This is a genomic window from Paenibacillus sp. RC21 (assembly GCF_044907935.1).
Classification (GTDB): Bacteria; Bacillota; Bacilli; order Paenibacillales; family Paenibacillaceae; genus Paenibacillus; species Paenibacillus terrae_A.
This window is the reverse complement of sequence record NZ_JBIYCS010000003.1, coordinates 161,888-186,472: the sequence shown is the minus strand read 5'-3', so window position 1 is coordinate 186,472 and position 24,585 is coordinate 161,888. Positions and strand designations below refer to the sequence as shown.

17 protein-coding genes and 1 pseudogene are annotated in these 24,585 nt (G+C 48.7%); 1 reads left to right on the top strand and 17 read right to left on the bottom strand.

Annotated elements, in window-relative coordinates; genetic code table 11:
• The 14 genes from ABIA61_RS10605 to ABIA61_RS10540 form a co-directional block, all read right to left on the bottom strand.
• Entirely contained in the window at nucleotides 1–888 is an 888-nt protein-coding gene (locus ABIA61_RS10605) for a dihydrodipicolinate synthase family protein (RefSeq protein WP_283654810.1), read from the bottom strand.
• A 153-nt stretch (nucleotides 889–1,041) separates the two neighbouring features.
• The gene (locus tag ABIA61_RS10600) at nucleotides 1,042–2,043 is read right to left on the bottom strand and encodes a proline racemase family protein (protein ID WP_283654809.1); all 1,002 of its coding nucleotides are present in this window, start codon (nucleotides 2,041–2,043) and stop codon (nucleotides 1,042–1,044) included.
• Nucleotides 2,040–3,248: an NAD(P)/FAD-dependent oxidoreductase gene (locus ABIA61_RS10595; RefSeq protein ID WP_404520436.1), complete on the bottom strand. Its 1,209-nt coding sequence runs from the start codon at nucleotides 3,246–3,248 to the stop codon at nucleotides 2,040–2,042. Before ABIA61_RS10595 ends, ABIA61_RS10600 begins: the two co-directional genes overlap by 4 nt.
• A 94-nt stretch (nucleotides 3,249–3,342) precedes the next feature.
• Complete coding sequence (locus tag ABIA61_RS10590; protein ID WP_404520437.1) at nucleotides 3,343–4,866, bottom strand: Ig domain-containing protein; 1,524 nt, start codon at nucleotides 4,864–4,866, stop codon at nucleotides 3,343–3,345.
• 103 nt (nucleotides 4,867–4,969) lie between these two features.
• On the bottom strand, nucleotides 4,970–6,076 hold the full coding sequence (locus ABIA61_RS10585; protein WP_404520438.1) for a M24 family metallopeptidase: 1,107 nt from the start codon (nucleotides 6,074–6,076) through the stop codon (nucleotides 4,970–4,972).
• Nucleotides 6,077–6,114: 38 nt separating this feature from the next.
• Entirely contained in the window at nucleotides 6,115–7,041 is a 927-nt protein-coding gene (locus tag ABIA61_RS10580; protein WP_404520439.1) for a carbohydrate ABC transporter permease, read from the bottom strand.
• Entirely contained in the window at nucleotides 7,038–7,943 is a 906-nt protein-coding gene (locus ABIA61_RS10575; protein ID WP_404520440.1) for a carbohydrate ABC transporter permease, read from the bottom strand. The genes ABIA61_RS10580 and ABIA61_RS10575 overlap by 4 nt, the downstream gene beginning before the upstream one ends.
• A gap of 33 nt (nucleotides 7,944–7,976) precedes the next feature.
• On the bottom strand, nucleotides 7,977–9,332 hold the full coding sequence (locus ABIA61_RS10570; protein WP_404520441.1) for an ABC transporter substrate-binding protein: 1,356 nt from the start codon (nucleotides 9,330–9,332) through the stop codon (nucleotides 7,977–7,979).
• A 123-nt stretch (nucleotides 9,333–9,455) separates the two neighbouring features.
• Complete coding sequence (locus ABIA61_RS10565) at nucleotides 9,456–11,048, bottom strand: response regulator (protein WP_404580699.1); 1,593 nt, start codon at nucleotides 11,046–11,048, stop codon at nucleotides 9,456–9,458.
• 17 nt (nucleotides 11,049–11,065) lie between these two features.
• Nucleotides 11,066–12,892: a sensor histidine kinase gene (locus ABIA61_RS10560; protein WP_404580698.1), complete on the bottom strand. Its 1,827-nt coding sequence runs from the start codon at nucleotides 12,890–12,892 to the stop codon at nucleotides 11,066–11,068.
• A gap of 13 nt (nucleotides 12,893–12,905) precedes the next feature.
• A complete protein-coding gene (melA, locus tag ABIA61_RS10555) occupies nucleotides 12,906–14,204 on the bottom strand; it encodes an alpha-glucosidase/alpha-galactosidase (RefSeq protein ID WP_404580697.1) in 1,299 nt (432 codons plus the stop codon).
• Nucleotides 14,205–14,321: 117 nt separating this feature from the next.
• Nucleotides 14,322–18,347: a DUF5695 domain-containing protein gene (locus ABIA61_RS10550; protein WP_404580696.1), complete on the bottom strand. Its 4,026-nt coding sequence runs from the start codon at nucleotides 18,345–18,347 to the stop codon at nucleotides 14,322–14,324.
• 1,284 nt (nucleotides 18,348–19,631) lie between these two features.
• Nucleotides 19,632–20,372: an SDR family oxidoreductase gene (locus tag ABIA61_RS10545; RefSeq protein ID WP_404580695.1), complete on the bottom strand. Its 741-nt coding sequence runs from the start codon at nucleotides 20,370–20,372 to the stop codon at nucleotides 19,632–19,634.
• A gap of 46 nt (nucleotides 20,373–20,418) precedes the next feature.
• On the bottom strand, nucleotides 20,419–21,552 hold the full coding sequence (locus ABIA61_RS10540) for an NADH-dependent flavin oxidoreductase (RefSeq protein WP_283654797.1): 1,134 nt from the start codon (nucleotides 21,550–21,552) through the stop codon (nucleotides 20,419–20,421).
• Between the two features lie 221 nt (nucleotides 21,553–21,773).
• Between ABIA61_RS10540 and ABIA61_RS10535 the strand changes: the two genes are divergently transcribed.
• A complete protein-coding gene (locus ABIA61_RS10535; protein WP_283654796.1) occupies nucleotides 21,774–22,256 on the top strand; it encodes a MerR family transcriptional regulator in 483 nt (160 codons plus the stop codon).
• Between the two features lie 250 nt (nucleotides 22,257–22,506).
• Here the strand turns inward: ABIA61_RS10535 and ABIA61_RS10530 are convergent.
• From ABIA61_RS10530 to ABIA61_RS10520, 3 genes and pseudogenes are all read right to left on the bottom strand, one after another.
• Nucleotides 22,507–23,127 (bottom strand): annotated as a pseudogene (locus ABIA61_RS10530) (AraC family transcriptional regulator); the annotation flags it as partial.
• 316 nt (nucleotides 23,128–23,443) lie between these two features.
• Nucleotides 23,444–23,644 (bottom strand): hypothetical protein, encoded by a 201-nt coding sequence (locus tag ABIA61_RS10525; protein ID WP_404529702.1) that lies wholly within the window; start codon nucleotides 23,642–23,644, stop codon nucleotides 23,444–23,446.
• 18 nt (nucleotides 23,645–23,662) lie between these two features.
• Nucleotides 23,663–24,553, bottom strand: a complete 891-nt coding sequence (locus ABIA61_RS10520) for an AraC family transcriptional regulator (protein ID WP_404580694.1) — start codon at nucleotides 24,551–24,553, stop codon at nucleotides 23,663–23,665.
• Nucleotides 24,554–24,585 lie beyond the last annotated feature (32 nt).

Below are 24,585 nucleotides of genomic sequence, written 5' to 3'. Positions count from 1 at the left end.
TCAGGATGAAACCCCGCTCGGACGAACCGCCACCTCAAAAGCTTCGCGAATGCGGTCATAATCCGCCTGCGGCAGCGCAAGTCTGGGTGGACGTGTTGGGCCGACCGGAAAACCAGCCAGCTCCATCATGTATTTAATGGACTGTACGAGTTGCGGGCTGGCATCATAGCGGAACAACGGTAGCAGCCTGCGATACAAAGCGGAAGCTTCCGCCATATTTCCTGCCTGTGCAAGCTGGAACAACTCTACCCCTTCCTTGGGCAACGCATTAGGTACCCCCGAAATCCAGCCTGTCGCGCCGAATAACGCCCCCTCCATAGCCAGATTATCCACTCCGACCATGACCTCCAGCTCGGTCTGGTCCAAAATAGCGTGAATACGTCGTACATCACCTGAGAATTCCTTAACCGCTACGATATTTTCAATGCGTGACAAGTCCGCAAGGATATCCGGGGTCATATCGACCTTGTAATCATGGGGATTATTGTATGCGATGATGGGCAAGCCTACCTCCGACAATGCTTCATAGTGGGCCGTTACCTCATGAGGCAGCGGATTGTAATTAATGGGCGGCAGCGCCATGACACCAGCTGCTCCGGCATCCTTTGCATGCTGTACCCAATGCACCGCCTGCCTGGTGGATGGAGCCGCCGAGCCGACAACGACCGGGACTCGCCCCGCCGCAGCGTCAATTACCGTATGCACAACCTGTGACCGTTCCTCCGCGGACAAAGCTGCATATTCTCCCAGTGATCCCGTAGGAACCAGTCCACTAATGCCGTTCGCAATCAGATGCTCGCACAGCTCGGTCAGACGTTTGTAATCGACCTCCAGCTCTGCCGTGAACGGTGTAACCAACGCCACATATACACCTTCAAAACGTGCCATATGCTCACCAACCCTTTCCCATCTTTATTTTGATATTCAGCATTTTGTATCATTCGATTCCAGTCGCTCGCGGGTACAATATATAGACGGATAGAATCATTCCGATCTATGTACTGCTGATGAAAAGCCGCTCTTTGGATTGATGCAAAATACTCACATAAGCAAAAATCCTTCTCTAAGCGGGTCCTCGGGATCCAGCACAAATTGATGATGTCCCGTCACCCAAGCCGATCCGGTAATTTGCGGAACCACTGCCGGATAAGGGCCTACCTGTGTCTCACACACAATTTCAGCCCGGAACATGGAGCCAGTGATGCTTTCATGCACAAACGCCTCATGCAAACCCAGCTTTCCCTTGGCATGCAGCACCGCTACCTTGGCCGAGGTTCCTGTGCCACAAGGCGAACGGTCGATGCCCCCAGGTGGAATGACGACCACATTACGGCAATCGGCCTGCGAAGCCACTGGTTCCCCGTAAAATTCAATATGCGTCAGTCCCTGGATGACTGGATTTTCAGGATGCACCACCTCAATCACAGCATTCACTGCCTCCCGAATCCGCACCGCCGTCCGTACAATCTCTGCCCCATTGCTCTGCTCCAGCGCAAGACCGATGGAAGCCGCCTCGATAATGCCATAAAAGTTACCTCCATACGCAATATCCAACGTTACTTGACCGATGCCGTCTACATCCACCTCTACCTCCCGACGGTAAACAAAAGAAGGAATGTTCGTGAATGTCACCTGTTGTACTTTTCCCTCATCTACATCCAACAGCACTTGAACCGGGCCTGCCGGGGTATCCAGCAAAATCGATTTTTTGTCCGCAGCAATCAATCCGCCTTCCATCAGCGCCGTGCATACGCCAATCGTATCGTGGCCGCACATCGGCAAGTAGCCGCCTGTCTCCACGAAGACCACACCGATATCGGCATCCGGATGACAGGGTTCTGTTAAAATGCAGCCCGACATGACCTCATGTCCACGCGGCTCGAACATCAGCAGACGACGAAAATCATCATGATGCTCTGCCATATACGTCATCTTTTCCAGCATCGTATGTCCCACCAGCTTGGGCGCGCCGTGAATGACCGTTCGCGTCGGATTGCCTCCCGTGTGGGTATCAATCGTAGTGATTTTGCCTGGTATGCTCATCCGGTTACCTCCCCGTGAACCTGACTGCTGATAAAAGCCTCCCCAAATCGGTCATACCGCAGTGGTTCCACCGGAATGCAAGTCGATTCGCCGCGCACCATTTCGGTCACCAGCTTCCCCGTAACCGCTGCGAGGCTAATACCGTCTCCTTCGTGGCCCGAGGCGATAAACAGCCCCGGTATTTCGTCCACCGCCGATACAATCGGCAAGTGATCAGGCGTCCATGGACGCAATCCGGTATACACCCTCATCAGCGGCACGTTCGCCAAGTCTGGAAAAAAGCGAATTGCTCTGTGGGCGATTAACCGGATCACCTGCTGATCCACACCTGTATCCATGCCAACAAACTGGCGGCTGCTGCCGATCAGGATATTTTGTGATGCTGTCGGCTCGAATACCAGTGCTACACCGTATTTTTCATACACCTCATCCACACTCCGTTGCCCGCCAAACTTGCTCATCAGATACCCGAACTCCATCACCTTGCGGTTCCCGATCGAGGGCATCCGGGCAGACACCAGAATATGTCCTTTGCGCGGCTTAATCGGAAGATGAAGACCGAGTGATTGACCGATGCTGCGTGTCCATACGCCTGCCGCCAGCACCACCGCTCCAGCATGGATAACGCCATGGGGCGTCTCCACACCCCGGACGTTCCCCCCTTCGTCCTTGAGGACGGAATGTATCGGCGTACGCGGCAGTAATCTGGCTCCCATCCGACGTGCGGCCCCGGCCAGTGCATACGTCATCAGCACCGGATTCACGGTTGAATCTGTCGCACATTCCAGCCCGCCCGGCAAATCTTTAGCCAAATGCGGCCATTCCTCCTGCAGATCCTGCTGATCCAGCATGCGAAACGGAAGTCCCTCCTGCTGCTGACGGGCCACCCACTGCTCTGCCGCCTGCATCTCCTGATCATTTTCACAGACCAAAATACTGCCCGGCGCACGGTACTCGAACTCATCCTCCAGTTCTCTGGCCAGCTCAGCCACCAGCTCCTGCGATACCAACGACATTCGACTGTCAAATCCCGGCTCCTTGTCAATCGCTAAAATATTCCCATCACAACGGGACGAAGTGCCCCCAGCAATCTCCCCCTGCTCAGCCAGCACGACCTTCAAACCGGATTTTGCTGCATAATAAGCGGTCGCTGCTCCGATGATCCCGCCACCTACAACGACCAGATCTGCCGCATCGTGTTTCATTCGTTTCCCCTCCCTCCGACCACTCCAGCCCGAGTACATCATAATCATACGCATCTAATCAAGCCGACTTTGCCCCCGAATGGATTATTTTCAGTTACAGCTTGAGCTTAAAGCTTTGGGTCACAGGCTTGCTCAGCTCGTCATAATCCCGTAGCTGTACAGTGAACGTATACGTCTTGTTCTCTGCTCCGCTGTCTGCTGTGCCGCTGATCGTTCCTGTGAAGCGATCCAGCTTCAAACCTGCGGGCAGTTCGCCGCCTGTCACAGTCCAATCGTAAAACGGTACACCCCCCTTGGCCTCCAGCTTGGCGATGTAGGCCTTTCCTTTGACGGGTTCAGGCAGTTCCTTCGTAACGATTTCCGGCGCAAGGAAAGGAGTCAGATCCTTACGCAGCGGCCAGCCTGCTTTTTCCGCTACCAGCAACGAAAGCTTCGTGTTCATCCAGCGCCGGGTCGGGAACATATGACGCCAGCCACCATTTTGTCCGCTCAGTCTATCGACCTCTGCAATATCCCCGGAGAGATGATAGCTATCGTCCAACGCGGCCGCTCTATGTTGATAGGCCATAATATCCGGGTCGTTGCCTGCGGCCTCCTTCAGCGCCTTGACGCCCGGGAACGTGTCGCTGAACACAATCGCATGACCGAATTCATGCATGATCAGTCCGTGTACATCTGTCACCTTGGACAGATCGGATTGATACCATTCCTCATCGTCCACCGATGTGAATGGAATTGCATCATCATAGAAATCCAAAATCAAACTGTAGGAACGGTTTAAGTTCCCCGGCACGGTCACCCCGTTGCGTGTATGATAATTGCCGTTATCGGCCGGAAAGCCTGTAGAATAAGGTCCATTCAAACCTCTCATAAACACCCACATGCCCTTATAGGGCTTATCATTCGTCACCTGTATCTCATTTTGCCAATCGTCTCCCGGCAGATGGTTTACCTCTGCATTGGCAGGAACCTCGTCGAAGGAATCCAGATCAAAGAAATAGAACCAGTCCTTCACCGCCAGCTCTGCGGCCTTTCTGGTAGAAGCGTCATTGAAATAGGGCATAATCGTATCGAAGCGGTAGTCAAAATGAATGGGTACTTTCGGATCTTCATTATCGTCCTGATCCAACACCCGAATCGGAATAGATTGCATGGTCGTCTGCCCATCATTCCCGGCAACGGACATAGACAATGTGTAATGTTCTATTTCGCCGTTTCCTCCGATCCGGTCGGGATGAATGGCTAGTCGGAATTCTTTTTCCTCCTGCGCGTTGTCAAAGGTCAAGGTTTTGCTCGCGCCTTGCGCCGACAACGTACTTGGCAAATCCATCATCAGCCGGGATGTGCCCTGCGCATTCAGCGTAACCGTCACTGGAAAAGCGGCGTCCGCAGGTGGCTTTACTTTTAGTTTCACATACGGGTTCGCAAGATAGCCTTGCCAATCGACCAGATCTATACCGATATCGTTCACCGTCCGGCTAAAGATGTCGATTACTTTTGCATCCGATTCCGCCTCGGCATATGCCTGTTGACCCGGAATGGCTGGGGTCAAAGCAATGATGAGAAAAGCCGCCAGTGCGATCAGCCATATTTTCGTGCGTCTTCTTTGCATGTTCATACGATCCCTCCATATCGTTTTTGGATGACTGGAAGACCAGACATGTTCTTACAGCATTTTGCATCATTCGATTCCCAGCGCTCTTGGGATGTATGCAAAATGCTCACAATAAAAGCAGCTCTTTTGGCGAAGAGGTCAGTACCTTTACACCGTCTTCTGTGATCAGTACATCATCCTCAATACGAACCCCGCCGAAGCCGGGGATATAAATGCCTGGTTCCACGGTAATGACATGGCCCGGTACGAGCACCGACTTACTTTCGCGGGACAGGCGTACCTGCTCATGAATTTCCAGACCAAAGCCGTGGCCCAATCCGTGACCAAAATGTTCCCCATAGCCGTACGAGGCAATTACATCCCGTCCCAGACTGTCTCCCTCCCGGCCGCTTAATCCAGGGCGAAGTCCTGCAATCGTCTTCATATTCGCTTCCAGCACAATGGCATATAGTTCCTCATGGCGTTCTGACGGTTTACCGACGAATACCGTGCGCGTGATATCGGACAGATAGCCGCGCACATTTGCACCAAAATCCATCGTGACGAACTCGTTCAGACCAATTTCCTTGTCACTGGCCAGTCCGTGCGGCAGTGCCGAACGCTCCCCCGAAGCAACAATGAACGCAAAACCGCCCGATTCCGCGCCCGCCAGCCGCAGCCGATATTCCAGCTCCGCCGCAATCCGCCGCTCTGTAACCCCAGGCTGAATGTAGTTCAACACCTCCGTAAAGGCGGTATCAGTGATACGCGCCGCTTCGCTGATCGTGCGAATTTCCTCATCGTCCTTCACATCGCGTAGCCGTTCAATCACATCCTCCGTTTGCACATATTCCAGCGAACCCAGCACGGCTTGAAGCTGACTCGATTGCTGGAGTGAGACATGGCGGCTCTCCAATCCCAGTCTGTGAACGCCCAGTTTGTCTGTCAGATCAGCCACCGTCTGGAAAATTTGTGCCTCATGCCGAATGACCGAATATTCCAGTGCCTGATCGGTTGCCTGCATCATATAGCGGAAATCCGTCACCAGAAAAGCATCTTCCTCTGTAATGAGCACAATCCCAGCCGATCCTGTAAACCCCGTCATATAACGCCGATTGGGTCCATGTGTAATGAGCAGCGCATCTATACCCAGCGCCGAAAACTCCGACCGTAATCGGGCTAATCTGCCCGGAACACCCTGTACCAGCTTTGTCGAACGAATTTGCTTTTCCAAAGCCACTGCCACCTCCTGAATTGTAGTTTCAATTCCTACTAGCCTTTGATGCCTGTCAACGTGATGCCTTCAATAAAATAGCGTTGTCCGATAAAGAAAATCAGGACAATGGGAGCCAAAATCGTACTGGAAGCCGCCATCAGATAAGGCCAATTTGTATTGTTCAGCCCTCGGAAAGTCGCCAAGCCCAGCGCCAATGTAAAATGCTTTTCATCACTCAAATAAATAATCGGGCCTAGGAAATCATTCCACACATCAATAAAAGTAAATATCCCGATCACGATCAGCGCGGGTGAAGACAATGGAATAATGACGCGCCATAGTACGGTCAGAGGTGTGCCCCCGTCCATATAAGCCGCTTCGTCCAGATCGCGTGGAATGGTCAACATGAATTGTCTCATTAAAAAGATGTTAAACGCTCCGCCGCCAAACCATGCGGGAACAATCAGCGGCAGGAACGTATTCAGCCCACCCAACTCACGCCACATAACGAAGGTCGGAATGAGTGTCACCGCGTAAGGCAGCATCATCGACCCGATCAGCAGCGAAAAAATCAGATTACGTCCGGGCCAGCGCAGGCGGGCAAAGGTAAACGCCGATACAATTGAAGTCATCATCACTCCTGCCAGCACACATACCTCAATGATGAACGTATTCATAAAATACCTGCCGAACGGCACAGAGGTCAGCGCTTCCGGGTAATTGCTCCATTGAAAAGGAGACGGTATCCACTCTGGCGGGAACACGAAAATTTGCGATGTGCCCATTAGAGAGCTGCGAATGAGCCATACAAATGGCAACAGCATTAAAATACTGCCCATCATTAAAACAACGTACAGCAGAACACGACTGATTTTAAGAGGCTTGGCACGGGTAGTGGTAGCAGGACTGCGGGAGCGTTCAGGCTGTGGAGGCGGATGCTTTGGTGTTGGTGAATCGTTGACAGAAGAAGCGACTTGATTCATGAACGTCCCCTCCCTTCATAGTGAACCCACTTTTTGGACGTGGAGAAAATCAGGACGGTCAGCACCATAATGACGAAAAATAAGATCCAGGCCAGCGCCGACGCATAGCCGATTTTTGTCTCCGTAAAGGCCGTGCGCCACAAGTAGAATACATAAAACAGGGTCGAATTGTTAGGGCCCCCGTTCGTCATGACATACGCCTGATTGAATGCCTGAAAGGTACTGATTAAGGACATGACCAGATTGAAGAAAATCGTCGGTGTCATCGAAGGAATCGTAATATGAATAAATTTGTGCCACATATGGCCCCCATCCACCTCAGCCGCTTCATACAAATGGGTGGGAACCGACTGAAGCCCTGCCAAAAAGATAATGACCGTGTTCCCGATTCCCCAGGTGCTCATCATGATCAGGGAGGGGATCGCCGTGCTTTCGTCGTAAATCCATTTGCTTCCCGGCAATCCGGCGTGTTCCAGCAATGAATTCAGCAAGCCAAAATCGGGATTAAACATCCACAGCCACAGCATCGTATTGGCGATACTTGGCACAATCGTGGGCAGATAATAAATCGTGCGGAACACGGACAGGCCCTTCACCTTTTGGTTTAATAAGAGCGCAATGATAAACGCCGCCACCAACCCGAGAGGCACGCTACCCAGCGCGTAATACGTGGTCACGAACATGGATTGGGAAAAGGTGGAGTCCTCGGTCAGAATCGTCCGGTAATTGTCCAGTCCAATAAAGTTCATCTGTCCGCCAATGGTCCAGTCGGTCAGACTGAATACGAACGAGGCCGTGATTGGTCCAATCGTAAATATCATTAAGCCCAGGATGGCAGGAAGCGCGAATAGCAGACCCCAGTTGCGTTCCATGCGCATCATCCCTGATTTTTGTCGCTTCATGGGCCGATCTCCTTTCGCTGCTGTCCTGCCAGATTATTCATCCGGGTATACTCCTTGAAGCAATGGCTGAATGATGGGCTCCAGCTCATCCAGCGCCCGCTGCGGCGTCTTCTTGTTCGTCCAGATCAGGTCCAGCCCCGGGGTCAACTTGGAACCGATATCAGGCCAGTTGCGGAGAGTCGAGGTGGACGGCTTGATTGCATAATCTCTGGCATACTCGATGCCTGCCTCCTGAAATTCCGGCGGATGAGCAGCATTATTCGTCCATGATTGGATGGCCTGCTCATCTGTATAATATTTTTCCTCGATAGGCATCCACAGACCGGACTTGAACAAGTCCACCTTTTCCGGATTATTATGATACAAATAAAACTCGAGTGCCTCCTTCGGATGCTTGGTGCTCTGGAAAATAACAGTGGCCCCCGCAACGATCATCGTTTTGGGCTCCTTGAGCTTCGGCAGAACGCCGATACTCCATTGCAGCTGCTTGTTGTTCGAAAAATCGAGTAGCGACCAGGTTCCGTCCACCACCATGGCGACCTTTCTCGTCTGAAGCCGAATCGTATTGGATGGCATGTCCTGCTGCTGGATCAAATCGGGAGATACATGCTCTTTGAAAACCAGATCCTGCAGCTTCTGAAATACCTCTACTGACTCGGGACTGTTCAGTGTATACTTCTTGCCCGTTTGGTCGGTCAAAGCTCCGCCGTTGCTCGCCAGAAGCGGTCCCCATGAGCTGCGGTCGTTGCCGAAGGCAAAGCCGTATTGCACAATATTTTTCGGATCAAAGCCGCTGTCACCCGGATGCTTCCCGTTCTGATCCTTGGTCAGCTTTTTGGCGATGGCCAGAAATTCATCCCATGTCCAGGCCTTTTTAGGATCAGCCGGGGGAACGGGTACGCCTGCTTCTGAAAACAGCTCTTTGTTGTAAAATAACTGCATCACTTCCATGGCGGTGTAGTTGCCGATAGACTTGCCGGGCTCGCTGTAGAGATAGGAGGATTTAAGCTTGTTTTTTAATTCGGGATATTCATCATAATAGGAGGATAAATCCAGAAGTCTGCCTTCACTTGCCCACTTCATCGTGAGCGAATCGCCCAGGTAGGCGATATCAGGAAGCTGATTGGCGGCCATTAACGTGTTAATCTTCGTCGTGTAATCACCCGGGACATGCTCGCCCTTCACTCGAATATCCGGGTGGGATGCATTAAAGCTTTGGATCATTTTTTCCATTGCCTGTTTCTCGTCATTGCTCCCCCAGTACATGAACTTGAGTTCGACCGCATTGGGGTTGACCGGTTCACCAGCGTTACCGCTGCAAGCCGTCAACCCTGTCAACATCGCCGTCATCACGAGAGCCATCCATGTCCGTAACCTTCGTTTCAGCAAATCAATCGGCCCCTTCCTGAACTGGATTCTCCTTACAAGCCTATTATGCGCCGAGAGCCCGGAGCCGACTACCCAACGACTCCAGACTCTCTTTGTTTTGGTATGATTTTTTTAACAGCGCGTTTACAAAAATGTTTTACGAAACTCCGTCGGGGTCAGTCCGGTATGCTTTTTGAAGGCAATGCTGAAATAGTTCGTATCCGCAAAGCCCACAAGCTCCGCCACATCAGCAACCTTCCGATTCGGGTCCAGCAGCAGCTCGCGGGCACGTTCGAAGCGGACACGCGTCTGGTAGTCGGCAAAGCTTTCTCCCGTAACCTGTTTGAAACGGGCGCTCAAATATTTGGGACTCATATTCATGTAAGCCGCAAGGCTGTTCAGCCCGCCATCCTCCTGAAGATGCTCCCGAATCCATTCCTTGGCCCGTTGGAATTTGCGGGGAATGCCCTTCTCGCGCGATTCCCGAACATGGCGACCCACCCGCACAAAATAGCGGGATACATAGTCGATCATCTCGGGTCCGTGCCGCAATCGGGACAGCTCCAGCAGCGGGTCCTGCTCCTGCATGGACGTTTGGCCTACGGATGCATCACTCTGAACGATCCGCATGACGAACAGCACGAGCTGGGTGACGATCATTTTCACCTGCTTGACGGGCAAACCTGCCAATTGTCCCGACCATTCCTGTAAAATCGCATGTACGGCGGCATCATTTCCGGCCCGAATTTCCGTAATCATCAGCAGCTCCTTCTCCAGCAAATGACTGCTATTCGGCTCAGCCGCCTGAATGCTCTCATAGGGGATGATCTGGCTGTAGCCGACCCAGCCCCGATGCTCCGCTGCCCGGACAGCTTCCTCATATGCTTCGGGGAGCTGCTCCATCCGCCCTACAGGCCGGCTAATCCCGATGGACACCGCACGGTTCAGCCGCTCCTGTACCGCCTGCCGGATATGCTGTGCCGTCCGCTCCGCCGCCCTGCAAGATGCTGCCGCCAGCAGCACGACACGCCGATCCCGGGAAACCGCCGCTCCGTGTGCCTTCGCCCCGGCGGCGGCGGCGGCTTCCCAAGCCAGCCCGGCGAATTCGCTGCTGCTTCCCTCCTTACTGCCGTGCAGCTCGCCCGTGGCGGCTGCTTCCTGCTGCGGCGCCTCTTCCAGCTCGCAGCAGAGTACGGTGTAGGGCGGCCCGGAAGTCTCGCCGGAAAGCTCCAGCCCGTCCATCTCCCGAATAACCTCGGCTGCGGGACGCCGCTGCTGTAACAGATCCAGCAGTAAATGCTCCCTGTACAGCGGCTCCGACAAACGATGACGGTGAATGGCCTCTTCCTCGCTTCTTCTCAACTGCACAATCCGGTCTTCGGCCCGCCGCAGGGCCGCTTCAAAATCCCCGCTGGTCACAGGCTTGAGCAGATAATCGACCGCTTGAAGTGAAACCGCCTGACGAATGTACGTCATAGATTCGTACCCTGTCAGGAATAGCAAAGGTGTCTGCTGATCCTTTTCCCGAATGATTTTTGCAATATCCAGTCCGCTCATATCCGGTAAATTAATATCCAGTAAAATCATGTCCGGTCGCTGCTCCGCATATAAACGCAATGCCGTTTCGCCGTCACCCGCCACATCACTGACTTGCACAGGCAGGCCGCTTTCCGCCACCATCAGCTTCAGTCCTTCCCGAATATGATATTCGTCGTCCACAATCAGCAGCCGGTACATGCCATCCTCTCCCTTCCTTATTCGGTTCGAATCGGTGCCCACAAGGTAACCGAGGTGTATGTTCCCGGCTCGCTTGTCACGGACAGTCCATATTGCGGGCCATAATGGCGAAGACGCTCATGTACATTACGCAGTCCAAAACCAATGGCACTTCCCCGCTCAGCGTCCAGTGACTTCCGAATATCGTCCAGCCGCTCGGCTCCGATACCGCCTCCATCGTCACTGACCGTTAATCGCAGCGCATCGCCTTCCCTTGTACCGGACAGCATGATGTAGCCACGGTCGGTACGCCCTTTTAAGCCATGGTAAATGGCATTTTCAACGAGCGGCTGGAGTATAAGCTTGGGTACGTAAAACCCGCAAATATCTTCCTCCACCTCGCAAATCCACTCGAACGAATTCCGAAATCTGAACTGCTGTACCTTCACATAGGCGCTCACATGCTCGACTTCCTGTCCCAAGCTAATCTGCTCCCGGCCATAGCTTAGCGAGATGCGAAAGCATTTACCAAAAGCACCGATCACCTCCGCCATATCCCGTTGCCCGTTGGCCAGCGCCATTCCCTTGAGCGACTCCAGCGTGTTGTACAGAAAATGAGGATTAATCTGCGCCTGAAGCGCACGAAACTCCGCCTGCTTGCGCGACAGCAATGCTTCATAGACCTGCCCGTATAGCTCATGATTTTTTTGCATCATATGAAGAAAACGCTCCCCGATCTGCCCCACCTCATCCTTGGGATTAAAAATAACAGGTGCAGGATCGTCGGAAACTTTGGCTGAGCTTGTGGCGCTCGTACTGCCGTCCACCGCCATTAATCGGCTCAACTGAAGCAACGGACGACGAATCGTATCACTCAGCCGATAAGACAGCATCCAGCCCGACACCAGTGCAATTAAAAAAGTCCAGATGGTCCAGGCACCAATCTGCCGCGCATCCTCGAACAGCACGGACTGATCGACTTTTTGCAGCAGTGTCCATTGTCCTTCATTCAACGGGCCGTAGGAAATCATGGTCTGACGACCGTTCCATGTTCTCCAGTCCTTCGTAAGCATGGGTTTGTCCACAGCGGATTTGGCAATCTGCCGCAGCAGCGACTTGTCCGCAACGGCCTGCTCCGGCAAACGGTATACAGGCTCGCCCTTTTGATCCAGCACCCACATCTGGGTATTGCCGTCCGTTTCATGAAAGGCAAGCCCCCGGAACAGGCTGGCCTTGTCAATTTCCAGCAGCAAAAATCCAAGCGGTGCATAGTCGCCGGTCGTTTTTCGAAGCAGCTTCCCGACGTATAAACGATCATCCGCCATCCCTCGTCCCGATTCGAACGATGAATGGGCCATCCACATCATGGGCTGATCCGCGAGCAAGCGACGATAGTAAACACGTGCTTCCTCTAATGTAGGAAGGCCGCCAAAGCGGACCGAAACATTCCCTTGATACAGCGAATGCTTGGGCCCGCCATTGGCGGCATATATAAGAGAGGACGTGATATACGGCTTGGTCTGGGTTTGCGCCCGAACGACCATGCTGAGTGTTTCATCGTTCCGTAAGTATTCATAATCGTCTTCCGGCTTGTTCTCCAGCGTGGCCTGCACGTCGGGATTGCCGAGAATGGCATTGGTCAGATCGTTCAAATCGGAAAGCGTCGCATTGACGTAATTTTCACTCATTTGCCGGGACTGCATAGCCAACGCTTCCGACTTCTCACCAAGTGAATGGGCCGCGATCCGGTAAAAGGTAAAGGTCAGCACCACCATCGGAATGACCGTGAGCACCAGTGTCAGTACGATAAATTTCCCACGAATTGTAGGAATCCCGGTAAACTTTTGACGACCACGGCCTCCCATTCAACTGCCTCCCTTACACATAGGCTGGAAGCCACTCTCCGTGCGCCGCAATCAGGTCATCGCACAGAGAAACAATCTCATCCATGGACAGCTCGGCTGACGTGTGCGGGTCCAGCAGTGCGGCATGATAAATATGCTCTTTTTTCCCGGTGACAGCAGCTTCAATCGTCAATAGCTGTGTATTAATGTTCGTCCGGTTGAGCGCAGCGCATTGGGGCGGCAAATCTCCGACATAGGTCGGCGTAACTCCGTTGCGATTCACCAGACAAGGCACCTCTACACAGGCTTCTTTTGGCAGATTGGTAATTAAACCTGTATTCATCACGTTGCCGCCAATGGTAAAAGGCCGATCCGTTTCGATAGCCTCCAAAATATACGAAGCATATTCATTCGACCTTTCATGGCGAAGATCCTGATTGCTCAAAAGCTCCCCGCGCATCGTTTCCCATCGTTCAATCTGGCTCACGCAGCGACGCGGATATTCATCCAAGGGAATATTGAACCGTTCGATTAGCTCGGGATATGCCCGTTTGATAAAATACGGATGATATTCCGCATTATGCTCGGACGATTCCGTAATGTAATATCCGAATTTCAGCATCATCTCAAAGCGTACCATGTCGTTATGCTTTTCCTGCTGCTTGGCGGCAGCCCGTTTTTTAATCTCGGGATATAAATCCTCACCGTCCTTGCTCACTTCGAGCAGCCACGCCATATGATTGATGCCTGCGATTTTCGCCTTCACGCCTTCCTGCTCCAGCCCGAGGCTTTTGAACAGCTCCGGTATACACGCCTGCACGCTATGACACAGCCCCACCGTACGGACGCCGCCGTGTACGTTCATCACATTCGTCAGTACAGCCATCGGGTTGGTGTAGTTGAGAAACCATGCATCCGGGCATACCTCACGCACATCTGCAGCAAAATCGAGCATCACCGGAATCGTCCGTAAGTTGCGGAAAATACCACCTATCCCGACCGTATCGGCAATCGTTTGGCGCAGACCGTAGGTTTTGGGAATTTCAAAATCCGTAATCGTACACGGATCATAGCCGCCAACCTGAATAGCATTTACCACATAGGCAGCTCCACGCAGCGCTTCCTTGCGGTCTGTGTAGGAGCGGATCACACAGGTACTCCCCGTTGTTTTTTTCAAATTGGATAAAATATGTTCCGAATCCTTCAGCCTTCCGGGGTTAATATCGAACAACGCCAGCTCAAAGCCCTGCAAAGCAGGTGTCAGCATACAATCGCCAAGCACATTTTTAGCAAATACCGTACTGCCTGCACCCAGAAATGTAATCTTGCTCATGCCTTTCCCCCATTCACATTCTTATTCGCAGCTTTGTACTCCAAATGCAAGGATACCCACCGCCACTCTCCCCTTTGCAGGAAGAAAGTGACAGTGGGAAAGGTTATTTAACAAGAGCTATTCAATGTTTCCTCCAGATCGTAATCCCCCTGCTGATTTAGCAGAGCTGACAGGAGCAGGTGTTTCAGGTGTTACTGAGTTAACCGGATTTGTCGGCGTTTCCGGAGTACCGGAGTTGACAGGGGCCCCCGCCTCGATCACGGTCACCTTGGCAATCGCCTTCAATTCTGTTCCTTCTACATTGCCCTTCAATTCAAATGAACCCAGAGAAGCATATTGTGCAGGGGCTATATCCTCCCATTCCACAGCCACCCATTTGGTGGAGCCTTCTCCATACGTAGCTTCCACCACGCTCGGCAATTCGGGTTTTTCACCCGCACGTGTCGTCACGTTTACTTCTTTTATAGCCGTGATTTTCTCGGCTCCCGTCAGGCTCTGTGCTGTACCGGAGGCCAGACCTGCCACCTCGGAAGCATTCAGAGCCCGGCTGTAGATGCGGAATTCATCCACCAGACCGTCGAAGTATGGGTCAGGGTACTGAGACTTACCGATAAAATTGTTTTTGGTTTGACCCAGACTGGTAGGATTCAACGTCAGGCTGGTATTGCGTCCCACTTCTTTTCCATCCACGTATAAAATACCTGTGGAGCCTGAGAGAGTGACCGCAACGTGTTTCCACACCCCTGTCGGCAGCACAGGAGCCTCAATCGTCTGTTCCTGTCCCTGCCCGTTGCCTTGGTTGGTAATCGCAAACAGCATCGTATTTCCGGCTTTAGGGGTCAGGAACATATATTCATTCGTCCCGGAGCCGAAGTCAAAAATCCGTACATAATCGCTCAGGCTGTTCGCTTTGACCCAACCGGATACGGTCAATTGCTGTGCCCGGCTTACAATGCCCGCTGGAAGCTGCACATAGCTGTCCTTGCCATTCAGGCTGACAGCATTGCCTGTTTTCCCAGCAGCCCATGCAGCCGTGCCCTTCACGGCAGCATCATTGTGACTGCCCGATGAATCCACAGCAACAGAACCGCTGGTTTCATCAAACTTATACAACGCAAGCTGTTCAAGTAACGGAGCCGCCGGTTCTACGATCACGCTTACTCTGGCCTCAGCCGATAACAGCGAGTCGCTGGATGTCAGCTTGAATATATACGTTCCCGGCTCGGAAACGTCCACCTTCGTACGCAGCGATGTTTTACTGCTGAATGTGACCTTGGCATTCTGTGGCCCTTCAACCAGACTCCACTCGCTTGTAACCTTTCCTTGCGGAAGTCCATCATCCTCAGCCGTACCTTTCAAAATGATTGGATCCGGCAGCTTCACCTTGGACGCTTTACCCGCATCTACGACAGGCGCCTTGTTCGGATCAGGCGTCGTAGGTGTCAGCTCCACGGTATAGGAGGATGCTGTGCCCATGTCCAATTTCAGCTTGTTGGTAGGTGCATACGCATTAAATTTACCTTGCGATTGACCACCTACTTTAACCAAATACGTTCCCTTCTTCAAGCCATCGAACGTAACGTATGTGGAATGTGCTTGACCAGGTGTCTGATTTTTCAGCTGGAGCCATACATAATCCTTGGATGTTGCCAGCTTGGCTTCTGTATATTGGTCCCTGTCCAGCTCGATATACAGCTTTTCCGTGATCAGATTGACCCGCTTGAACAGGCCGTCCAGCGGCTTGATCGTATACACGTTACCGCTTTTGCTTACCTCTGCACCATAGCCCGTCAATCCGAAGATCGGATCTACTGCAATGTCGGCACTTAGCGTTTTGAGTGCACCGAACAGTCCAAGATCGGCCTCGCCGCTCATGCCGCGCCAGCCGTTAAAGAGCGGAACATTTTTACCGCCGCCGGTGCCGTTCGTTCCCTGGTTGCCTTTTTCTGCCTGATATGTCCATGCGACTGCCCCGATGTTGTCAGGGTCCGAGCTGATTTGCCCGGAATTAATCGCTCCGACATTGGCGATTTTAGCTGCATAGGACAGACGCTGTTGTTCCTCGCGGTGATTGTCCTCATGGTGCCGGATCCAGTCGTCCATCGCATATCCCGCAAGCGAAGTCGTGTACTGGAAATTAAACCAGTTCTCCCCGGTAATCGTCACCGGATCGGTATAGTAGTACCATACTGGCATATGTCCGCGTGCTGCACGGGTTTTGGCATTGATTTTACTCATCATTTCCAGGGCTTTATTTTGCTCGCCCTCTGTATCTATATTCTGCTTGGCTAACGTATATACGGCCTCTTCCCCAGTGTTATCGTAGCTGTATTCGGAGCCGTAAGGATATTTTGTATTTTTAAAATTGTTATATTTGCGATCCATTTTTTCCTTGAGATCATTCGCTTCATCATCATAGCCTTCATCATGAAGTGCCTGAATAATATCCGGTGTAGTCAGTTCGCCCATCAAGCCCGTTTCCCAGTTGTAAGCAACCGGCCCTTCGTACAATGCTTTGAAAATGTTATACGCCCGCAGCAAATACGTTTCCTTCGGCTGCTTGTAAGTGACAAGATCCGGGTATTCCTTCGCAATCTTGTACATGCTGAAATACGTGTTGTATACGTGCGGGTAAGCGTACCCCCGATAGGTTGGTGTATCGTTCGGCTCTGGCATCAGGAAATCATGAATCAAATAATCCTCATGATGCCCGTTCATCAGATTCGTCCAGATGGCCGTCTCCAAATAATCGTCTACCGCCCGTACCTCTTTGGCAACCGGAGACAGTGTGTTTTTCTCAGCCAGGAACTGTCCGTGGGTCAGACCCCAATCATCCCCCCAGCCCCAGTATCCGTTAAAAATGTTACGCTTGGATTTGGTATGCATCATCCAATCGTCAAAGACTTTATCGCGCAGATCACCCGGTACATTCCACTGGGTTTTATCTACCATAAATGTAGCGTGCCGTTGCAGCGCTAAATCAATCGGCTCGATGGCATAGAACTGTAAAACCGTCTTGTTGCCGTTTCCATACTCCACTGTGATGAAGTTTGGACCCAGCTTGGTGAATTTCAGTTCATAGATGTGGTGCCCTCCAGTCTTGCTGTCCGTCTGCGGAATGACGGTTCCATCTGGATAGGTTACCTTGCTGATCGCCTGCTTGGTACGCAGATCCACTTTCGCCTTCTGATTCGTAGGCACGATCATCCCCGGTACAACCGTTGTATCCACCAGGTTTTCTTGATACAACGTATCTTTCACATCATGCTCATCCTTCACTGCCAGAAACTTGAAGCCATAGTTACGGCTTTGGCCGGGGTTCAGGATCAGACTTGTGTTGGGCAAATATCCACGGTTGGCGGACTTAATCACATTGGAGTGAATATAAAATACATTCAGTCCCTCCAGCCATTTGCCTTCATTCGCCGGATTCCAGGCCCATTTGCTGCCCGGATGCTCCTCATCCCGCCAGTGATCCTGATACTCAAAGCCCGCACCCGTTGAGGAATCAGGAATCAGCAGCAGCGAAGAACCAATGCCGCTGGGACGTCCAGCCGTAATATAGGAGCTGTTGTTGCCGACAAAGGAATGCGTTACGACTCTGGTCTCGTAAATCGCATCACCGTTCGTCCACTGCTCATTGAATGGCAAAGGCAGGCCAAAATCGCCAATCTCCAACTTTTTGCCACTTGTGTTCTGTACCTGTATATTCCACAACACCGAACCGTTCGACTCCGCTGAATACGTTTCGATGACTTTAAAATTGCGAATGCCTTCTGCGTTGCTTGAGTTTTCATACGTGACGGTGACGCGGTTGCCACTGGTCGTGATTTTGCGTGCATCTGCCGACTTGTTCGTCCAAGCCTTCGTCCAGCTGCCTTCGTCCAGTCGGTACGTGAACATCAGCTCACCCAGCCACTGATGATCCGCGGTATTCTGTTCGGGTGTTACCGTTGCGTTCATCACGTACTCTGTCGGGAAAGCATCTCCCTTGATACGGATGGATGAAATTTCGCCATGCTCGCCTGTCTGAATCGTCAGCTTGTCATTGGATAGTTCATAGGCCTCCGCCGTATGCGTCCCAAATAGTACAGACGCCGCGGTTAAAAACAAAAATGCTGCCAATATTCCTTTAAATTTCATCAATACGGCCTCCTTTTGGATCTTGGGGTCCTGATTTGCTTGCCAATCGCCTGAACTCTCTTCATTTCGCCGCAACCTCCTTGGAAATGTAAGCGTTACAACTCCATTGTACAAATACTTGTCCATTGGTAAAATCAACATTTTCAACCGATTTATATATAATTTCAACCTATAGTGGGATGAGTTACGACGGTGAGTTGCGAGCGCTGCGCGTGCAGATTGTTCTTCCGATCGCTGTTGTAACGGGATTTTTTTATTTATATAACACCTGTTAAGGTTAAAATCCCGTTACAAAGGCGAACGCTTCGCTTCTTCAGAACAATTCTGCCCGCTCCGCTGACCGACCACCGTAAAGTCATCGCCCTTTTTAGGGAATTGGGGCGGCAGGGAGACTACAAGTGCCGAGCGGCAAGAAGGCTTGCAGCCTTCTAGATTTGTAAAGAAAAAGGAGCAAAAAGGTTGCCCCTCCTGCTCCTTTTTTCATTATAAAAGTATACTAAAGAATAGAACAAGTTGGACACATCAACTCAAAAGGAATGGAGTAAATCATGGTCATAAACAAGTGAGAATTTTATGTGAATGGTCTGCATTATACCGTTAGGTCGGCAATCAACAAAGCTACGACAGATTGATCTGAATTAAGATTACAGATGATGGAGAGACAGGAATTTAGATAGAGAGCAAGGGGAGGCATTTTTAGATATGCCAGGGTTTGAACAGATTATACAAACGGACACCGTGAAACCGAGAAATTTTTTTTAGTTGCTGTAGTGGGTGATCGAATCATGGGGTTTTCAAGAGGCGAAGGTATTTATTAAGATAGATTCGCTCATAAAGTAGAATTTGGAGTCTGCGCATGTAAAGAATTTTTGGATTAGAGTATGGGGAAAAATCTGCTGAAAGAATCTATCAGCTGGGCTTATTCCAATGGCATGCTTTGTATGGTCAAGCCCCATTTTGTAGACAATGAAAAAAGCCCTATTAACTGTAACTGAACTTCGAAAATTTCCAGACCACCACTTTATCATTGAACTATCGTGTCCCGTTAGTTGAATGGGAGATGAGTTTGTTTTTAGAAAAAGGTGAAGGCTTATTTGGTGTACTTTTTTGTTTTGGGTTCCAGCCCTGTTTCTTCCCTCAGTAATGATGTCTATTTCCGAAGGCTAACAAAATCATGTCTATCCCATAGCAATAGCAAGAGGCATGTAAACCGTACAAATATAAATACTGCCCCAAAATCTATTTTTTAGGGCAGTATCAACACATCACATGATTTTTCTATTTTTATAGTTCTTGAATTGTTGGACGAATAATCATCTCATTAATTGCTACATCGGCTGGCTGCTCAATTGCAAATGCTATGGCACGAGCAATGTTAGAAGGCTCGATAGCAATTTTCATATTCTCATTAATTGCAGTTTTTAACTCTGAGTTTGAAATTGCTGCTGTTAATTCTGTATCAATCGATCCTGGCGAGACAATAGTCGTTCGAATATTGTTGATACACTCTTCTCTACGAAGGCCTTCTGTAATGGCACGCACAGCAAACTTTGTACCACTATAAACTGAACTAGCAGGGAATACTAAATGACCAGCTATGGAGGAAACGTTAATGATATGCCCTTCTTTTCTTTCTCTCATGGACGGAAGAACAGCAGCAATACCATAAAGAACACCTTTGATGTTAACATCAACCATTTTGTCCCATTCACTGATCTTGATCTCAGAGATTGCGGATAAGGGCATTACTCCTGCATTGTTGATCATCACATCAATTTTCCCAAATTCTTGGAGCGTATATTTAGCCAGCTCTTCCATATGTTCTTGGGAAGCGACATCTGTAACTTTATAGATCGCTTTTCCACCATTTTTTTGAATCTCATTCTGTAGAATTTTCAAACGATCTTCACGACGTGCGGCTAGTACCAATTTCGCACCTTTGGATGCGAGTTCTTTGGCAGTAGCTTCTCCAATCCCACTAGAGGCACCTGTAATAATTACAACCTTACCTTCAATATTCGACATATAATTGACATCCTTTCTTAATGAAAACGTGATAACGCTAAAAATGTTATTCTTCGATATTAAACCATGGACCTGAAGCTTGGATGACACCCCAAAGTTTTTCCGGAAGCTCAAGCTCACTAACTTTTGAAGCCTTTATCGCTGTTTGGATTTCCGACTCTTGTCCATTTTGAACCTTTTCTACCCAGTCTGGATTCATGATTAAGGCGTGCCCAATCGCAGCTAGGGTAAGACCCTTATCTAATGCTGTTGCAACATTATCCGGGGTTACCATAGAACCAGCAGCCAGTACGGGAACCCGGCTATTTACATGTTCAACGATCAACTCAAGATACGTTTTTTCATCTTGGCTATCGACTGGCTTTGAAGAAAGAGCATCAGCTAGTGAAGCATGCACATAATCAACACCAGCTTCAATCAGTCGGTCAATCAATACATAGGTATCCTTCATTCTTAGACCGCCTTCTTGATGTTCGTCAGGAGAAATTCGGTAGCCGAAAATAAACGGTTTTGTAGCATGTTTTTTAATGACGTTTTTCATTTCCCTAATTACTTCCAGTGGGAAACGCAGGCGGTTTTCAAGTGATCCTCCCCATTGATCCTCACGTCTGTTGAAGAAAGGAGAAAAAAAGTTTTGAAGCAAAAATCCGTGCGCACCATGAATTTCAACGCCATCAAACCCTGCTTCAATGGCTCGTCTTGTTGTTTCTCCAAACGCATGAATCACTTCCAATATTTCAGCGTGCGAAAGTTCTCTCGGCAAAACGGAAGGAGCAAATTCAGTTGCTTCCGTCTCTACAGCGCTGGAACTAACCACATCTCCATTTGGCGTAAGATCCGGCAGTGCTTTGTTGCCTGCGTGAAAAATTTGAAGTACCGCAGGAGCTCCGCCGCTTTTCGCCCCATCCGCCAATTTCCGTAAACTTGGAATAAATTTATCGTCATAAGCGGCGAATTCATTCGTAAAACCTATACCGTTTGGTTGTACATGCGTACATCCTGTTATAACTAGACCAACGCCATTCACTCTTTTTTTGTAATATTTCACTTCTTCATCTGAAATCGTGTAATCGTCATTACTGGACCAAGTGGTCATAGGTGACATAACGACACGATTTCTAAGGGTTATTCCATTTTTGAATGAGAAGGATTCAAGCAAGTTGTTATATTTTGTGTTCATTTTCCAACCTCTTTCTAATTATTCATTTATAAACTGTAGTAATTGTTGTCTTAAGTTAAAGCTTTTATTCGCATTCCCAAAGTAGTCAAACAAACAATCCTCTATTCCTTGTCGGGGAATGATAAAGGAGATTACCAGTTGATGAGCGCTCACAACATTGGTACAATGACATCATAAAGTATTCGAGCAACTCGAAGTCAATAGCAAGGAGGCACAAAATTTTGAATCAGACATTACATGAACCTAAATATACGGTAAAAGATGTATCTGAAATAACTGGCCTTACAAAACATACGATTCGTTACTATGATGACCAACAATTAATACCATTCGTTTCGAGAGACGGCAGAAACAATCGCTTATTCTCTGACCATGATCTGGATTGGTTGCGAATGGTGCATTGCTTTCGTATTTCAGGATTGCCGATTTCAGAAGTCAAACATTACATTGCTATGTGTTTGCAAGGTGATGAGACGATTCCTGAAAGGGCTGAGCTTGTTGTAAAACAAGAAAAAGAACTAGAAGCGAAGATTCATGAATACAACCTTCAATTAATGCACATAAAAGAGAAGAAGGCTTACTACGAAAGTGTCTTGGCTGGTCAATTGGACGATACCTGGAATCCAGTTAACAATAACCCAGAATGTGGAGAAAAATACGATATACCAGAACATATCAAATCAGCGTCAAAAGTTCATGCATGACCTTAGAAGATAGTCTACCGCTTCGAGTACACTCGAAGTCAATTTTTTTGTCTATTTAATTTGACGGATATTGCACTAATCTGCCCGTTACTTCAATGAAAGAGGGAGCATTTGCCGCGGCGGTGGGCTCCCTGTTCTATATTCAACTATCGTTTCCCGTTAGTTGAACCCCGAATTAAATTAAATTTTGCTTACATTCCGTAAAAGTATTTCCCTTCCCTTAACTGGTTTCGTTATATTTTGAACCTTTTTATGCTTTTAGACGCTTTATATCTTGTCTAGGCGGAAAGCCAAACATTCGGGAATACTCACGACTGAATTGCGAAGGACTTTCATAGCCTACTCGAAATGCCACATCAGTGGCATCTGCTGATTCGATTAATAATAGGCGACGGGCTTCCTGAAGCCTCAATTCTTTTTGGAACTGAATAGGGCTCATAGCGGTTATCTCTTTGAAGTGCCTATGTAGCGACGAGACACTCATATTCACTTTTTCCGCAAGCTCCTCAATCCGAAATGATTTTTCATAGTTATTAGTGATATGTTCGATAACGTCTTTTATTTGATGGGCAGAGCTGCCCTCTATTGCAATTTGTTCGAGTCTAACCCCATGCTGACCTTGCATAACCCTATACAGAATTTCCTTTGTAAACAGCGGCGCAAGTATTGGGATATCCTTCGGGTTGTCCAACAAACGAGCTAACCTGATGACCGAATCCAACAAAGGCAGCTCCATCCGGCTAACAAACATACCTCGCTTTGCATTTTCTTTAGTTCCTACTCGGATTTCAGAATCACGTAAAACCTCAAAAATTTGATTCGCCGTAAATTCAAGTTTAAAACCCAAATACGGAACGTCGGGAGAACCATCGGTGTTTCGGAAATTCCCGGCATCGATGGTTCTTTTTGTTTTCGACTATGGCTAAAATAAAAATTTTCAATAAAGGAATATAAAGGTGAAATCTATTTATTCCTTTTCTTGTCTAAAAACACTAAAAAAATACAATATACCAAAAATAAGACTTACTAGAAATGAGGTTGATAATGCACTAAAAATAAAATCAGACGCAGGCAAAGTGAAGAATTTAGTCACACCGTTAACTGTAGACGACTGTGTTGGGCCTTTGATGAAGGAATAATATATGCCTACCATAAATCCATAAGACAAATACTTAATTAGGTTTATTTCAAATTTGCTCATAACGATAACCCACCCTAAAATTTTTTTGAAAAAGGAGAATTTCAATAATTATGAAACCAATCAAAATAATGACTAAAACCGCAATCTTGGCAGCAATGACCGCTCTATTACTACCATACGGCGCTCTTGCTTCTGCAAGTGAAGCCCCACATTGCTCTGTATTGGTCAAGCTCCATTTTGTAGACAATGAAAATTTGGGACAACATTAGCAATCATCCATTTTTAATTTTTTGTAGGCTAATGGTGTCATATTCATCGCCTTTCTGAATCTTTCTATAAAATAGCTTGTACTGTTAAATCCAACCTTATAGGCAACTTCTGTAACGTTAGTTTCTGATTGTTGTAGTAAGACTAAACTTTTTTGAATGCGATAATCCATTACATAATTTAACGGGGTTATCTTTAAAATTCGTTTGAAATATCGGCAGCATTCAGAACGGCTCAATTGACCAGCTCTTGCAATATCATCTAATGTGATTTTTTCAGCGTAATGTAAATAGATCCAATTCAACATTTGCTTGATCCGATGACTCTTTACCATTTCCATCTGGTCGTATTCTAATTGAAAGCCATTAATGATTAAGTTTTTCCAAATTAATGTTAAATGCATGGTGATATCGATTTCAAAGTATGGTGATTTTTGTTGAATACATTGATTAATTTTCAAAATGGCATCTAAAATGTTTTTCCCCCAAGGCTCATTAGGGTCTATGTATAAATAAGGTAAATTAGTCGCTTGGATATAAGGGGTTACATAGGCTGTGTAAAGCTCTTGTGATAAAACGAAATGAGGAGAAACATTTAAACAGATATAGACGCAACCCGATTCATTCTTTTCTTCCGCCATGTGTAGGCAGCCACTATTTATAAATATCCCATCACCTTGTCGTACTATTAGTTTATCTTCATTTATTTGAAAAATTGCTTCCCCTTTTACAATCAGAACAAATTGAATTTCATCATGCCAATGAAGTGGTATATATCCATGTATATTTTGGTTAATCGTTGTTTCGTAACACGCAACCGGTAGTACGACCGTTCGATGCTCAGTTAGTTCTTTTAAGTTTTGGTCAATCATGAAATTTTTTATTTGCAAATCATCACAACCTCAATATATTTATATTTTAA

Coding starts and splice junctions, on each gene's coding strand:
- ABIA61_RS10605 (WP_283654810.1), bottom strand. CDS start 888: ATGGCACGTTTTGAAGGTGTATATGTGGCGTTGGTTACACCGTTCACG.
- ABIA61_RS10600 (WP_283654809.1), bottom strand. CDS start 2,043: ATGAGCATACCAGGCAAAATCACTACGATTGATACCCACACGGGAGGC.
- ABIA61_RS10595 (WP_404520436.1), bottom strand. CDS start 3,248: ATGAAACACGATGCGGCAGATCTGGTCGTTGTAGGTGGCGGGATCATC.
- ABIA61_RS10590 (WP_404520437.1), bottom strand. CDS start 4,866: ATGAACATGCAAAGAAGACGCACGAAAATATGGCTGATCGCACTGGCG.
- ABIA61_RS10580 (WP_404520439.1), bottom strand. CDS start 7,041: ATGAATCAAGTCGCTTCTTCTGTCAACGATTCACCAACACCAAAGCAT.
- ABIA61_RS10575 (WP_404520440.1), bottom strand. CDS start 7,943: ATGAAGCGACAAAAATCAGGGATGATGCGCATGGAACGCAACTGGGGT.
- ABIA61_RS10565 (WP_404580699.1), bottom strand. CDS start 11,048: ATGTACCGGCTGCTGATTGTGGACGACGAATATCATATTCGGGAAGGA.
- ABIA61_RS10560 (WP_404580698.1), bottom strand. CDS start 12,892: ATGGGAGGCCGTGGTCGTCAAAAGTTTACCGGGATTCCTACAATTCGT.
- melA (WP_404580697.1), bottom strand. CDS start 14,204: ATGAGCAAGATTACATTTCTGGGTGCAGGCAGTACGGTATTTGCTAAA.
- ABIA61_RS10550 (WP_404580696.1), bottom strand. CDS start 18,347: ATGAAATTTAAAGGAATATTGGCAGCATTTTTGTTTTTAACCGCGGCG.
- ABIA61_RS10545 (WP_404580695.1), bottom strand. CDS start 20,372: ATGTCGAATATTGAAGGTAAGGTTGTAATTATTACAGGTGCCTCTAGT.
- ABIA61_RS10540 (WP_283654797.1), bottom strand. CDS start 21,552: ATGAACACAAAATATAACAACTTGCTTGAATCCTTCTCATTCAAAAAT.